This is a genomic window from Nocardia amamiensis NBRC 102102 (assembly GCF_001612745.1).
In the GTDB taxonomy this organism is placed as follows: Bacteria; Actinomycetota; Actinomycetes; order Mycobacteriales; family Mycobacteriaceae; genus Nocardia; species Nocardia amamiensis.
The window spans coordinates 1-13,059 of record NZ_BDBA01000141.1 but is presented as its reverse complement, the minus strand read 5'-3'; the positions used below and the strand labels follow the sequence as shown (position 1 = coordinate 13,059).

General features: G+C 69.9%; 14 protein-coding genes. 7 read left to right on the top strand and 7 right to left on the bottom strand.

The annotated features are described in order from the left end of the window. Both NA4_RS24590 and NA4_RS24585 read left to right on the top strand, forming a co-directional pair. The coding region (locus tag NA4_RS24590; protein ID WP_444980045.1) for an AMP-binding enzyme at nt 1–206 on the top strand (206 nt) is incomplete at its 5' end. Between the two features lie 280 nt (nt 207–486). After that, entirely contained in the window at nt 487–921 is a 435-nt protein-coding gene (locus tag NA4_RS24585; protein ID WP_084497413.1) for a QcrA and Rieske domain-containing protein, read from the top strand. Between the two features lie 15 nt (nt 922–936). Here NA4_RS24585 and NA4_RS24580 read toward each other — a convergent pair whose 3' ends face one another. The 3 genes from NA4_RS24580 to NA4_RS24570 form a co-directional block, all read right to left on the bottom strand. After that, nucleotides 937–1,404, bottom strand: coding sequence for a VOC family protein (locus NA4_RS24580; RefSeq protein WP_067474534.1), 468 nt, complete (start codon nt 1,402–1,404; stop codon nt 937–939). 83 nt (nt 1,405–1,487) lie between these two features. After that, entirely contained in the window at nt 1,488–2,213 is a 726-nt protein-coding gene (locus tag NA4_RS24575) for a sensor domain-containing protein (protein WP_067474530.1), read from the bottom strand. Further along, the gene (locus NA4_RS24570) at nt 2,201–3,175 is read right to left on the bottom strand and encodes a hypothetical protein (protein WP_084497411.1); all 975 of its coding nucleotides are present in this window, start codon (nt 3,173–3,175) and stop codon (nt 2,201–2,203) included. Before NA4_RS24570 ends, NA4_RS24575 begins: the two co-directional genes overlap by 13 nt. A gap of 185 nt (nt 3,176–3,360) precedes the next feature. Here NA4_RS24570 and lspA point away from each other — a divergent pair, with 185 nt between their 5' ends. Genes lspA through NA4_RS24555 form a run of 3 tightly spaced genes read left to right on the top strand, consistent with a single transcriptional unit; the run spans nt 3,361 to nt 5,475 of the window. Beyond that, on the top strand, nt 3,361–3,894 hold the full coding sequence (gene lspA / locus NA4_RS24565) for a signal peptidase II (RefSeq protein WP_373862826.1): 534 nt from the start codon (nt 3,361–3,363) through the stop codon (nt 3,892–3,894). After that, nucleotides 3,891–4,817 (top strand): RluA family pseudouridine synthase, encoded by a 927-nt coding sequence (locus tag NA4_RS24560; protein WP_067474523.1) that lies wholly within the window; start codon nt 3,891–3,893, stop codon nt 4,815–4,817. Before lspA ends, NA4_RS24560 begins: the two co-directional genes overlap by 4 nt. Beyond that, nucleotides 4,810–5,475: a hypothetical protein gene (locus NA4_RS24555; RefSeq protein WP_067474519.1), complete on the top strand. Its 666-nt coding sequence runs from the start codon at nt 4,810–4,812 to the stop codon at nt 5,473–5,475. Before NA4_RS24560 ends, NA4_RS24555 begins: the two co-directional genes overlap by 8 nt. A 145-nt stretch (nt 5,476–5,620) precedes the next feature. Here the strand turns inward: NA4_RS24555 and NA4_RS24550 are convergent, their stop codons facing one another. Beyond that, nucleotides 5,621–6,439 carry a PhzF family phenazine biosynthesis protein gene (locus NA4_RS24550; RefSeq protein ID WP_067474517.1) on the bottom strand — a complete coding sequence of 273 codons (819 nt, stop codon included), beginning with the start codon at nt 6,437–6,439 and terminating at the stop codon, nt 5,621–5,623. A 79-nt stretch (nt 6,440–6,518) separates the two neighbouring features. Beyond that, nucleotides 6,519–8,942, bottom strand: a complete 2,424-nt coding sequence (locus NA4_RS24545; RefSeq protein WP_067474515.1) for a cation-translocating P-type ATPase — start codon at nt 8,940–8,942, stop codon at nt 6,519–6,521. On the opposite strand from NA4_RS24545, the gene rarD reads away from it, so the two are divergent. Both rarD and NA4_RS24535 read left to right on the top strand, forming a co-directional pair. Next, on the top strand, nt 8,941–9,912 hold the full coding sequence (rarD, locus tag NA4_RS24540) for an EamA family transporter RarD (RefSeq protein ID WP_067474512.1): 972 nt from the start codon (nt 8,941–8,943) through the stop codon (nt 9,910–9,912). The two genes, NA4_RS24545 and rarD, sit on opposite strands and share 2 nt — an antisense overlap. Nucleotides 9,913–10,087: 175 nt before the next feature. Next, nucleotides 10,088–10,516 carry a PaaI family thioesterase gene (locus tag NA4_RS24535; protein WP_218022392.1) on the top strand — a complete coding sequence of 143 codons (429 nt, stop codon included), beginning with the start codon at nt 10,088–10,090 and terminating at the stop codon, nt 10,514–10,516. Between the two features lie 109 nt (nt 10,517–10,625). On the opposite strand, the gene NA4_RS24530 is transcribed toward NA4_RS24535, so the two are convergent. Beyond that, nucleotides 10,626–11,168, bottom strand: coding sequence for a WKL family lipoprotein (locus tag NA4_RS24530; RefSeq protein ID WP_373862825.1), 543 nt, complete (start codon nt 11,166–11,168; stop codon nt 10,626–10,628). Nucleotides 11,169–11,318: 150 nt separating this feature from the next. After that, nucleotides 11,319–12,632: a DNA polymerase IV gene (locus NA4_RS24525; protein ID WP_067474538.1), complete on the bottom strand. Its 1,314-nt coding sequence runs from the start codon at nt 12,630–12,632 to the stop codon at nt 11,319–11,321. Between the last annotated feature and the right edge of the window lie 427 nt (nt 12,633–13,059).

Genomic DNA, 13,059 nt, shown 5'->3' with positions numbered 1-13,059 from the left:
TGATCACGGAGCTGAAAGCCGAAGTATCCCGCGAGATCAGCCCCATCGCCCGGCCCCGGGAGATCCACGTGGTCCCCGAACTCCCCAAAACCCGCAGCGGCAAGATCATGCGCCGCCTGCTACGCGACATCGCCGAAGGACGCGAACTCGGCGACACCTCCACCCTGGTCGACCCGAAGGTGTTCGAAGCCATCGCCCGCGGGTAACACCAGGGAGCGGCGGACCCGGCCATGAACAGATGAGGGGGTCCGGGTCCGCCGTTCGTATCCGACGCCGACTCCTGTTGAGCCACAGGGTAAAGACGCGGACCCGGGACGGATGCCGATCGCTGCGCTGCACCCGTCGGCATGGCTGTGACCTGCCCAATTGAACCGCGGGGCCGCGCTTTCCGTGGACAAGGCGAAGCGGTACCGGCACACCGCCGAATACCGCGATCACTCGACGGCAGGCATCCCCGCCCGCCGCGGTTGGCGAGGAGCGCGACACATGACATTCGACGAACAGGTCCACACCCGGCGCAACGTGGTCATCGCGGGAGCCGGCGCCGTCGCGGCCGCGGCGGCGCTCGCCGCGTGCACCGCCGAGGCGAAAGACGATGCGACGCCCCCGGCGAATCCCGCCCCGGATGGCCGCTCCGCCTCCGCGAAGGTGCTCGCCAAGACGACCGACATCCCGGTCGGCGGCGGCGTGATCCTCGGCGACACCGTGGTGACCCAACCCAGCGCGGGCACCTTCGTCGGGCTGTCCCCGATCTGCACGCACGCGGGATGCAAGGTCGTCAGGGTGTCCGGCGGCACCATCGACTGCGCCTGCCACGGCAGCAAGTTCGGTCTGGACGGCTCGGTCGCGAACGGACCGGCCGCCAGCCCGCTCGCCCCGAAAAGCATCCGGGTCGAAGGGGATTCGATTATCGCCGGGTGATCGCGCCGGCTCGGCTCATGATCCGCCGAACTGCTCGGCCATCCGCCGGTCCATCTCCTCGGGCGGCACGTCCTCGACATGGGTGGCGACGGTCCAGCGGTGTCCCCACGGGTCCTCGAAGGAGCCGCTGCGATCGCCGTAGAACTGTGTGGTCATAGCCGTGAGTTCCTTGGCACCCGCGCTCAGTGCGGCGGCGAACGCGGCGTCGGCGTCCTGGACGTACACGTAGAGGTTGACGGGGGTGCCGCCGACCGTCTTCGGATCGAGGAAGTCCATATCGGGCGCCGGGTCACCGAGCATGACGACCGAATTGCCGAACATCAATTCGCAGTGCGCGATCTTGCCCTCCGGGCCGGGCATGCGCATTCGCTCGGTGGCGCCGAAAACGTTCTTGTAGAACTCGACCGCCGCCGCCGCTCCATCGATGGCCAGCCCGGGCGAGACCACCGGATATCCCTCCGGAATGGGTTTGACATCAGACATGGTTGACCTCCGGTCGAGGCATGGTGTCGGACCCTGTCGAGCCTATTCCCGCCGACCGGCGCGCCATACCGGATCGTCGGAAATCAGGGACCAGTGACGCCCTTCAGGCGACGCACCTGCGCGGCCGTCAGCGCACTCAGCACACCGGGGTCCACCGCCTCCGGCGCGGTCACCGCTACCTGCACCAGTGTGTTTCCGACCTGCACGATCGACACCGATGAGCCGAGCGTCAGACCCTCGCTGGTGGTGCGCACCTGGAAGGCGGCGACGGCATCGCCCGCAGTGGGCTGGGCGAGCCCGCCGATCCGGTACTCCACCGCGATATCGGCGGCGTCGGCACCCGAGTAATGGGTGCAGCGGCGCAGGATTTCCTGCACCGCCGAGAACGCCCCCGGCACCGCGTCGCGCGGATAACTCGCCGCGTCGATATCGATACTGGAGAAATTCGGCCCGGCATATTGCGTGGACGCCTGCGCGAGCGCGCCGGACTGTTGCGCGCCGAGCGGCGTGAGTACTTTCGCGCATTCCGCCGGATTCGTGGGCGAGGCGTCGGCGGGTGCCATTCCCGCATCGGCGCGCGGTGGCAGGGCGGTGAAGCCCGGGGGGAGGTCGGCGTCGCCGAGCAATCGGTTGCCCAACCGATCGGAATCGGTCTCGGGTGCGACCGTTACCGGGGCAGCGGCGACCACGGGGCCGAGCGGCGGCAGCCCGGGTGATTCGGCGGCGGGTTCCGGGGAACCGCAGGCCGCGGCGAGCACGGCGGACGCGGCTGTGGTCAGCAGGCCGCACGCACGGGTCACTCGGTCCACGACACCTGCGTATCGATCGTCTGCCGCAGCGTGCTGGCGCTGCGCGGATCACGGTAGGACTGGTGCCCGCCGACGGTGATGGACCCGGCCACGGGCAGCGGCAAGCCGAGATCCACGGTGATGGTGCCCGCGCCCTGCATGACGTAGTCGCGGATGTCCAGGGTGCCCGCATTGTTCGGCAGGTGCCACACCAGCGACTTCGGCTTCTGCGTGACGTGCAGTTCGATGGTGAGCCGGTCGCCGTCGCGCTCGGTCAGCGTCGCGGTGGTCACCTGGTCGAGCAGTACGCCGCCGTTCACCTCCTGCCGCACCGTCCACACCGCGCCCTCGCCGACGGGCTGGTCGGGGAACGCGATCGAACGGTAGACGGCCTGGTAGAACGCCTGCTCGAGGGCGGAGCGCGCGGTGTTGGACGCGTCCGGCGCCGGCTCGAGCCGCAACGCGGTGATCGCGCCCAGATCGGTGAGGTCGAATCCGGCGTGCGAGCCGCCGATCTTGGTGAGCGCCCTGGACAGCGTCGGGTCAGGGGAGGTGACCGAGCCGAGGGTCAGATCGATGCCATCCGCGGTGGTCTGCGCGGTCATCGGAATGGTCAGCGGGGGGGTGGAGAAGTCGCGCTTCGGCTGCTCGTCGAGCTGCTGTTCGATGTGGTGCGCGGTGTAGAGCGTGACCCGCTGCTCCGTGCCCGCCGGGTAGTCCGGGCGCAGCAGCGAACGCGGCTCGTCCCCGGCCGAGACGACGGTGGTCACCGCGGCCGGAATGGGCACGGTCACTTCCTTGCGGAGGCCGAGTGGCTCGGTGCCGTCGATCTCACCGCGCGATTCGCCGCTGTCGGCGCAACCGACGCCGAAGGCGGAAAGCCCGACCGCAAGCACCATGAGCAGCACACCCGAGCGCGCGATCCGTCCAGAGCACGCAATCCGGGAAAGGTGGGGGTGGTAAGACAACACCGTCACGAGCAACAGAGTACGACCGCTTCCTGAGTGTCAGCTGGGACATCGAGGCGGCGTGCCGTACGAACCCGAAGCGGGCAGCCGGAGCGAGGCAATCGGACGCGCGCACCGGTCGTGATTCCGCTCGAGAGATGATGGTCGGTGTGAGTGACGACCGGCCGCCCGAGGAAAGCCAGACGAACATCGCCGACCCGATGACGAATACCCCGCCGCAGCGGCTGCGGACCCTACTCCTCATCGCCGCGGTTCTACTCGGCCTGGACCTGCTCACCAAGACCCTCGCGGTCGCGAATCTCACGCCGGGCGACCCGGTGCCGATCATCGGCGACTTCGCGCGCCTGACCCTGGTGCGCAATCCGGGCGCGGCGTTCTCCATGGCCACCGGCATGACCTGGTTGCTGACCCTGGTCGCGGCCGGCGTCGTGATCGGCGTGGTGCGCATCGGCCGCACCCTGCGTTCGCTGTGGTGGGCGATCGGCCTGGGCATGGTGCTCGGCGGCGCGCTCGGCAACCTGGTGGACCGGCTGTTCCGCGCGCCGGGCCCGCTACAGGGTCACGTCGTCGATTTCGTCGCGATCGGCTGGTGGCCGGTGTTCAACGTGGCGGACTCCGCCATCGTGTGCGGTGCGATCCTGCTCGTGGTGCTCACCGTGTTCGGCTTCGAGCCGAACGGCACGCGCGTCGGTCACGGCAAAGCGGACAGCGCGGGCGAGGGCAGCGCGGCATGAGGGAGACCAGGACCATGCCCGTCCCCGACGGGCTCGACGGCATGCGCGTGGACGCGGGCCTGTCCCGTTTGCTCGGCCTGTCCCGCACCGCCGTGGCCGCGCTGGCCGAGGAAGGCTCGGTGCAGCTCGACGGCATCGCGGCGGGCAAGTCCGACCGGCTCACCGCCGGAGCGTGGCTCGAAGTGGTATTCCCGGAACCCAGGCGGGAGCTGACCATCGAGGCCGAACCCGTGGAGGGCATGAAGATCCTCTACGCCGACGACGACATCGTCGCGGTGGACAAGCCGGTCGGCGTTGCCGCGCACACCGGCGTCGGCTGGAGCGGGCCGACCGTGGTGGGCGGGCTGGCCGCGGCGGGCTACCGCATCTCCACCTCGGGCGCCCACGAACGGCAGGGCATCGTGCACCGCCTCGACGTCGGCACTTCAGGGGTGATGGTGGTCGCCCAGTCCGAGCACGCGTACACGGTGCTCAAACGCGCGTTCAAGCAGCGCACGGTCGACAAGCGGTATCACGCGGTGGTCCAAGGGCATCCGGATCCCAGCAGCGGCACCATCGATGCCCCGATCGGACGGGCACGCGGCAACGACTGGAAGTTCGCCGTCACCGCCGACGGACGCCCGAGCATCACGCACTACGACACCGTCGAGGCGTTCCCGTCGGCCAGCCTGCTGGACATCCATCTGGAGACCGGCCGGACCCACCAGATCCGGGTGCATTTCTCGGCGATCCGCCACCCCTGCTGCGGCGATCTCACCTACGGCGCGGACCCGCGCCTGGCCGAGCGGCTCGGACTGCAACGCCAGTGGCTGCACGCCCGGTCGCTGGGTTTCCAGCATCCCGCGGACGGCCGCTACCTGGAGATCACCAGCGCATACCCGGACGACCTGGAACACGCGCTGGACGTTCTGCGCAATGCCTGAGCGCCGGGTGTCGCGCTGGCGTGGGGCCGCCTTCGCCGCCGCGGCCGCCGCGCTCATCGCGCTGATCCTCGCGCTGGGTGTGCTGATTCCGCCGCGGGAGGCCGGAGTGTCCACCGACCGGCTCGGGCCGGATTACGGCGAACAGGTCGCGGACTACCTCTCGCGCGCCCAGGATTCGCTGGCCGGCGAGGACGACGCCGAGCACTGGGCGCTGGTGTCGTTCACCGAACCCCTGGCTCCGGAACACATTCCGGCGCACAGCGGCGGGATGCGCATCGCCCAGGTGCTGTACCGGGTGCCGATCCCGCGCGTGCACACACCGCTGGTGACCGTGCCGGTTCCGGAAGGGGTCGAAGCGGCCGTAGATTCGGCGCAATACGCGGCGTGGCTGCTGCCCCGTCCCGCCGACGACCGCTCCGCTCAGGTCGTCTCCGTCTCCGCCGCGCGCCTTCGCGCGGGCTGCGCGTGCGTGGTCGGACTCGTCGTGCGCGGGCGGCTGTCGGAATTGCGGAATCTGGCCGAGCAGAGCGGCATTCGCGCCGTCCAGGCGCTTCCCGCCGACGCGGTTGCGGGCAGCTTCGCGGTCATCCCGCTCTTGCCCGACTACCTCGACGTCGTCGCGCCGGGACCCGACGACGGTCCGGTCCCGGACCGCTGAGCGACCGGCCGAGACGCTGCGCCACTATCTGGAGCGCGCGGGCAGCAAGCCGAACGGCAGGCCTCGACCCGCGGCGCCGCACCGCGTGAGCAGGCGAACCGGCGCGAGCATCGGATCACACAGGCGTGGTCGCGCGCAGTGCCGTTCAGTCCGGCAGCGTGACGACCCCGTCGAGGTACCGGTGGCACCGGCCGAACAGCAGCACGCGGTCGCCGGCCAGCTCGCAGCGCAGGCTGCCGCCGCGGCGCGACAGCTGCCTCGCCCGCAGTGCGGTGCGGCCGAGCTGCTCGCTCCACAGCGGAACCAATTGGGCGTGCGCGGATCCGGTCACCGGGTCTTCGGGGACGCCCACCCCGGGAGCGAAAACCCGGGAGACGAAATCGACCGAGTCACCGGGCGCGGTGACGATCGCGGCGCGCGGCAGCGCGGGGAACGCCGACAGCACCGGCGCGGCGTCGCGCACCTCCTGTTCGGTCGCCACCACGATCACCTCGTCGGTGCCGGAGTAGGCGCGCACGGGACGCACCCCGAGCGCCGCGACGAGCGCCGGATCCGGCCGCACCGGGATGCTCGGCACGCTCGGCAGGTCGAGGACGAACTCGTCGTCGTCGGTGCGGTCGACGTGCAGCCAGCCGCTGCGGGTGTAGAAGCTCACCCGGTCCGCGCCGGGGTGCATGTCGACCAGGATCTGCGCGGCGCTGGCCAAGGTGGCGTGCCCGCACAGGGCCACCTCCACCCGCGGCGTGAACCAGCGGAGGTGGAAGGCGGGCCAGTCGCCCGGCGGCATACCCGCCTCGGGAGGTAGGTGCGGGGTGTAGAACGCGGTTTCGGCGAGGTTGTTCTCCTCGGCCAGCTGTTGCAGCAACGCATCCGGCAGCCACGACGGGAGCGGCATCACCGCGGCCGGGTTGCCCGAGAACGGTGCGTCGGCGAACGCGTCGATCTGGTGCAGCAGTACCTCCATATCCGAGAAGGTACTCCAGCCCTGAATGCCCGCCTCGCACAAGGCTTCTCGTAACGCAGCAAGTCAGCCGACCAGTTCGTCAGGCGGCTCCACCCGGCGAGCTCGGGAAAAGTTCCCGCTTGTCGCCCAGCATCGCCGCGCTCACCCACCAGGCGGCCTCGACGAGCACGATACCGACCACACCGCACGTCACCGCCGCGCTTGTGAGCGCGAGGTTGGAGGGGTCGAGTTTGAAGAACTCGCGGGTGAACGGGACGGTGAACAGGAAGACGTACGCCGCCACCGACACCGCGATCAGCACGAGCTTCCACCACACGTACGGCCGCGCCACGATGGCCAGCACCCACACCGCGATCATGATCAGGGTGATGAGCGCGGTGGTGCCCGCCTGGACCTTCTGCTCTTCGCTCGCCTGCGGCCCCGCGTACGCGATCAGGTAGGCGACGAAGGTGGCCACGCCGATCACGACGCCCGACGGGATGGCCAACCGCATGACCCGCCGCACGAAGCCGGTGCGGGCGCGCTCGTTGTTGGGCGCGAGCGAGAGGATGAACGCCGGGATGCCGATGGTGAACCAGGCCGCGATCGTCACGTGTCGCGGCAGGAACGGGTAGCCGATCGGTTCGTAGCCGAAGATCTGCGAGCCGACCCCGGCGGCGCCCACCAGGAACGCCAGCAGCACGGAATAGACGGTCTTGGTGAGGAACAGGTTGGAGACCCGCTCGATATTGCCGATCACCCGGCGCCCCTCGCCGACGACGTAGGGCAGGGTGGCGAATTTGTTGTCCAGCAATACGATCTGCGCCACCGCCCTGGTGGCCGGGCTGCCCGAGCCCATGGCCACGCCGATATCCGAATCCTTCAGCGCCAGCACGTCGTTCACGCCGTCGCCGGTCATCGCCACGGTGTGCCCGCGCGACTGCAGGGCCGCCACCATGGCGCGCTTCTGATCCGGGCGGACCCGGCCGAAGGTGGTGTTGCGATCCAGTACGTCGGCCAGCGCGTCGCGGTCCTCCGGCAGCCCCCGCGCGTCGATCGGGTGGTCGCCGCCGGGCAGCTCGAGCGAGGAGGCCACCGCACCGACCGACACGGCGTTGTCGCCGGAGATCACCTTGATCGAAACATTCTGGCCGGCAAAGTAATCGAGCGTGTCGCGGGCATCGGGCCGGATCTTCTGCTCCAGCACGACCAAGGCTGCGGGCCGCACGGCGCCGGGGGCGTCCGGCGCGTCCACCGGACGGTCGCTGCGGGCCAGCAGCAGGACGCGCAGACCGGAGGCGCCGAGTTCCTCGGCGACGCGCGCGTCCGGGGAATCCGAGTCGAGCAGCACGTCCGGCGCGCCGAGCAGCCAGTCGCCGTGCTCGCCGTAGGAGCAGCCGCTCCACTTCTTGGCCGAGGAGAACGGCGCGACGGCGGTGCGTTGCCAGCCGGGACCATCCGGCAGTGCCTCCGCGATCGCCTGCACGCTCGCGTTCGGGCGCGGATCGTCGGCGGCAAGCGCGGCCAGTGCGGTGCGCACCTGCGCGTCGTCGAAAGTGTTCAGCGTCTTCAGGTCCGACAGCCGCATGCCGTTCTCGGTCAGCGTGCCGGTCTTGTCGGCGCACACCACGTCCACCCGGGCCAATCCCTCGATGGCGGGCAACTCCTGCACCAGGCACTTGCGCCGGCCCAAGCGCACCACACCGACCGCGAACGCGATCGAGGTCATCAGCACCAGCCCCTCGGGCACCATGGGCACCAGCGCGGCGACCATGCCGGTGACCGCGGGCCGCCACGACTCGCCACTGGAGACCAGCTGGTTGTAGATGCTCAGCAGGCCGGCGGGGATGAGCAGATAGGTGATGAACTTCAGGATCTTGTCGATGCCGCTGCGCAGCTCGGAGTGCACCAGCGTGAATTTGCTCGCTTCCTCGGCCAGCTGCGCCGCGTAAGCGTCCCGGCCGACCTTGGTGGCGCGATACGCGCCGGATCCGGAGACCACGAAGCTGCCGGACATCACCGCGGCGCCGACCGCCTTGTCGATCGGGTCCGCCTCGCCGGTGAGCAGCGATTCGTCCACCTCCAGCTGCGCGGACTCCTCGACGGTGCCGTCCACGACGATCTGGTCGCCGGGGCCGAGCTCGATCAGGTCGTCGAGCACCACCTCGCGCGGCGCGATCTCGATGGACGCGCCGTCCCGGCGCACGGTCGGCTTGGCCTGCCCGACGATGGCCAGCCGGTCCAGGGTGCGCTTGGCGCGGATCTCTTGAATGATGCCCACCGCGCTGTTGGCGACGATCAGCAGGCCGAACATACCGTCGATGAGCGATCCGGTGGCCAGGACCAGGACGAACAGGACGCCGAGGATCGCGTTGATCCTGGTGAAGACGTTCGCGCGCACGATGTCGCGCACCGAGCGGCTGGCCCGATCCGGGACGTCGTTGGTCCGGCCGTCGCGACGGCGTTGCTCGACCTCAGCCGAACTGAGTCCGGTGGCCGCGAGCGCCTGCACGGTAATCGACATGACCGCAAGGCTACGGGACTACTACGTTCGTCTCGTGCGGCGAAGCAGGTCCATCCCCGGTGTAGCGTTCGGCACCAGTGCGTTCTTCCTCTGGGGACTGTTCCCCGCCTTCTTCGGGTTGCTGGCATTCGCCGACGCGGGCGAGGTGGTGGCACAGCGGATCGTCTGGACGCTCGTCGTGGTGCTCGCGGTACTCGCGACCGGCGGGCGGCTGCGCGAGCTGCGCGGCATCGGCGGACGGACCTGGCGGTTGGCGGCGGTCGCCTCGGCCGCGATCGCGCTCAACTGGGGCGTGTACGTCTATGGCGTCACCTCGGGCCACATCGTGGAGTGCGCACTCGGGTACTTCATCAACCCGCTGGTCACCGTCGCGTTCGGGGTGGTGATCTTCCGGGAACGGCTGACCGGCCCGCAGTGGGCCGCACTCGGCCTCGGCGCGGTGGCGGTGGCCGTGCTCACCGTCGACTACGGCAGGCCGCCGGTCATCGCCCTGACGCTGGCCTGTTCTTTCGCCACCTACGGTCTGGTGAAGAAGGTGATCCCGCTGGACGCGCTGCGCGGCATCGCCGCCGAAGGCGTGGTCTCCGCGCCGTTCGCGCTGGCGTTCGCGATCGGGCTCGCGGTCACCGGGCGCAGCGAATTCGCCTCCAGCCCAGGGCATCTCGCGCTGATGATGGCGACCGGACCGGTCACCCTGGTCCCCCTGCTGCTGTTCGCCGTCGCGGCCCAACGGGTCGCGTTGTCCACCATGGGCCTGCTGCAATACCTCACACCCGCGCTGCAGATGACCTGGGGCGTCGCCGTCGCGCATGAGCCGATGCCCGCCTCCCGCTGGGCCGGTTTCGCACTGATCTGGGCCGCGCTGGCGATCTTCACCACCGAAGCGCTGCTGCGTTCCCGCCGCCTCCGGCGCAGCCCCCACGACGTCGCCGCGGAACCCTCGGGCACGGCCAACCGCGGTGAGGCATGATCACACCGACACGCCAGACGTTGCAGTGTCGGAAATAGTGGCGAAGATGTCGGATACGACACTGTTGCGCGTGCTGCGGCCCTCGTAGCGTCGACGCATGACAGCGGCCCAGCCTCTTCACACCCGCACTCATATTCTCCGGCCGAGTCCCGCGGCTGCCCCCGAGAATTGCGGCATGACCGGCCGGGAGATTCTGCAAGGAGCGCTCGACGGACGATTTCCGGAGGCTCCGATCATGAGCGCGCTCGGTTTCCGGCTAGTGCAGGTCAGTGACGGGGCGGTGGTGTTCGAGGGCGAGCCGGGTGATCATCTGCTCGACCCGATGGCCGGTGTGCACGGCGGCTTCGTGACCACCTTGCTGGAAGCGGCCCTCGGTGCGGCCGTGCTGACGCGGTTGCCCGGCGGGACGCGGTCCACCTCGGTCCAGATCGGCATCCACGTGCACCGATCGGTGCGCGCCGACACCCGGGCGCTGCGCTGCGAGGGCACCGCGATCCATGTCGGCACCACCACCGCCAGCGCGGAGGCGCGCCTGGTCGGCGTCGAGGACGGCGACCTCTACGCGCACGCCACCGCGACCTGCGCGATCCTGCGGATGATCTGACAGCTCGCGCCGACTCCTACCAGCACCTCGAATCACCCACTGCTGTGGTGTGATTCACGAAGACGGGTCGGCCACCGGATGCACTCCGGTGGCCGACCCGGCCGATCATTTACGCGCAGGCCGCCGACTGCTGGCCCAGGTTGGTGAGCATGGTGCAGGCCCAGGCCTTCTGGATCTTCCACTTGCCGTTGTCGGCGACGAACGGCACGTCGACGATGTTCTCCTGGCCGTTCAGGGTGAACTTGGCCTTCGCGTTCACGCTGTCGCCGAACGAGGTGACGTCGGTGACCTCGATCTTCACGTCGGCGCCGGACGCAGCCTGGGACAGGCGCTCGGGCAGCGTCGGATCGGCTTCGGCGCCTTGGACGTTGTCCAGCTTCTCCGTGGCGGGCACTGTCGGGTCGAGCGCACGCGAGAGCGCGGTGTTCAGCTCCGCGACGGTCGGGACCGGCGGCAGGTTCGCGCTCTGGGTCGCCGTCGCCTTGGCACTGGTCGACGTCTTGGCGGCGGGCTTGCTGTCCTTGTCATCGCTGCCGCACGCGGTCATGCCGAGCGCGGCGACGATGGCCAGGCCGGCGATCGCGATGCGTCCAGTCTTACGAAGCTTCAACTGCTCGTCCTTTGCGTTCGAGAGGTCCGTGTCGTGTTCCACCTTGGCAACCGCCACCCGAATCGGGGGCGCTGCACGAGGCCCCACGCTACCGGCACCGGGTACCGCCGCCCGGATCCACGGGACCGACGGATGTCGTCGGCAGCGAAAGTACGCGTCCGCCCGGGCGATGTCGAGCGGTCGACCGGGCTGTCAGAGCAGACTGCCCAGCGGGTCGGCCCGGGTGAGTGCGGCGTCGTCGGCCGCGAAGGTACGCGCGGGACCGGGCCCGGTGGAACGGGTTTCGAAGCGAACGGTCACCACGCCCGACCCCGCACCCTGCACCCAGCCATGACCGTGCTCCGGATGCGTCACATCCATGCCGGGATGCCAGACCGGGACGGGCAGGCTGGACTGCGCGGCGCCATTGTCCGGCAGCACCGGTTCGGGTTCCGGTTCCCCCGCGGGGATCTCGGCGGCCGGGCCGCGATCGAGCTCGGGAAACAGCGATTCCTGGCGGACGGTGGACAAACCGCCGTAACTCACCCCGACCAGCCGGATCGGGCCGAGGTCGCGTGGGTCGAGCGCCGAGCGCTGTGCGGCGGCGGCCAGCGTGGCCAGGTCCTCGGTCGCATAGGGCAGGGTGAATGAGCGTGTGACGATGCTCATATCGGACTTCTTCAGCTTGAGCACCACGGTGCGGGCGGCACGCCCGTCCCCGATCAGGCGCCGGTGCGCCGCCGCGGCCATGTCCTCGATGGCCGGACGCAGCTGGGCGAGGCTGACGATGTCGGTTTCATAGGTGGTCTCGGCGCTGATCTGCTTGGCCTCGGCGCGCTCGGCAACCGGGCGGTCGTCGATGCCGCGCGCCAGCCGATGCAGCGCGGCGCCCACACTGCTGCCGAGGATCGATACCGCCTCCGATTCCGGCAGGGCCGCAAAGGCGCCGACAGTCTCGATGCCGAGGGTGCGCAGCCTGCTCTCCGCGACCGGACCGATCCCCCACAGTTTGCGCACCGGGAGCCCGGCCAGCAGCCGCGACTGCTCGACCGGCGAGATCACCAGGACGCCATCGGGTTTGGCCAGATTCGAGGCGATCTTGGCCAGCTGCTTTCCGGTGCCGACGCCCACCGACGCGGTCAGCCCGGTGTGTTCGCCCACCAGCGCCCGAAGTTCTTCGCAGAACGCGTGCACCCGCGCCACCGTCGCGCCGGCCAGCTCGGCGGGCTCGCCGAACGCCTCGTCGAACGACAGTGTCTCCAGCACCGGGATCCGGCTGCGCAGCACGTCGAAGACCTGCCCGCTGACCACCCCGTAAACCGCGCCGCGCGGCGGCACCACCACGGCGGTGACGCCGACCAGCCTGCGCGCCTGATGCATCGGCATCGCCGAGCGCGCACCGAACACCCGCGCCTCATAACTGGCTCCGGCCACCACGCCGCGCCCGCCGGTCCCGCCGACCAGCACCGGCCGCCCGCGCAGCGTGGGCCTGGTCAGCTGCTCGACCGAGGCGAAGAACGCGTCCATATCAATGTGCAGAACCCAACGCCGGGCAGTGCTGTCCGCGTCGGCGAGCGCGGACAGCTGCTCCTCTTTCACCGGTTATGCGCCGTCCGCTGTCCGAACCAGAAATCACCGGAGGTAAGCGAGCCGGACGTAGCCGCGGCCTGCACCGCAGCCGCGGCAACGCGCTCGCCAATCCAGGCAACGGTCGTTCCGGTACACACGGCAGCAATGTACGCCCGACCACCGACATGTCCTCGCACGTGGTGACGCTGCACGCCGCGCATGGGCAGACGCGGGCTGCGGCGTACGGCTAGCACGCTGATCCTCGTTTTCGAGCGAAGCTTTCCAGAGGGCGCACGAGAGCTCTGCGGTTGCCACCCAACGCAACCCGTCGGCCAAACTCCCGCTTTCGAGCGCAGCGAGACCGAGCATCGTCTGTTCGCGGCCC

What these genes read in the sequence shown, in the direction of transcription:
- NA4_RS24585 (WP_084497413.1), top strand. Translation starts at nt 487, where the DNA reads ATGACATTCGACGAACAGGTCCACACCCGGCGCAACGTGGTCATCGCG.
- NA4_RS24580 (WP_067474534.1), bottom strand. Translation starts at nt 1,404, where the DNA reads ATGTCTGATGTCAAACCCATTCCGGAGGGATATCCGGTGGTCTCGCCC.
- lspA (WP_373862826.1), top strand. Translation starts at nt 3,361, where the DNA reads ATGACGAATACCCCGCCGCAGCGGCTGCGGACCCTACTCCTCATCGCC.
- NA4_RS24560 (WP_067474523.1), top strand. Translation starts at nt 3,891, where the DNA reads ATGAGGGAGACCAGGACCATGCCCGTCCCCGACGGGCTCGACGGCATG.
- NA4_RS24555 (WP_067474519.1), top strand. Translation starts at nt 4,810, where the DNA reads ATGCCTGAGCGCCGGGTGTCGCGCTGGCGTGGGGCCGCCTTCGCCGCC.
- NA4_RS24550 (WP_067474517.1), bottom strand. Translation starts at nt 6,439, where the DNA reads ATGGAGGTACTGCTGCACCAGATCGACGCGTTCGCCGACGCACCGTTC.
- rarD (WP_067474512.1), top strand. Translation starts at nt 8,941, where the DNA reads ATGACCGCAAGGCTACGGGACTACTACGTTCGTCTCGTGCGGCGAAGC.
- NA4_RS24545 (WP_067474515.1), bottom strand. Translation starts at nt 8,942, where the DNA reads ATGTCGATTACCGTGCAGGCGCTCGCGGCCACCGGACTCAGTTCGGCT.
- NA4_RS24535 (WP_218022392.1), top strand. Translation starts at nt 10,088, where the DNA reads ATGACCGGCCGGGAGATTCTGCAAGGAGCGCTCGACGGACGATTTCCG.
- NA4_RS24525 (WP_067474538.1), bottom strand. Translation starts at nt 12,632, where the DNA reads ATGGACGCGTTCTTCGCCTCGGTCGAGCAGCTGACCAGGCCCACGCTG.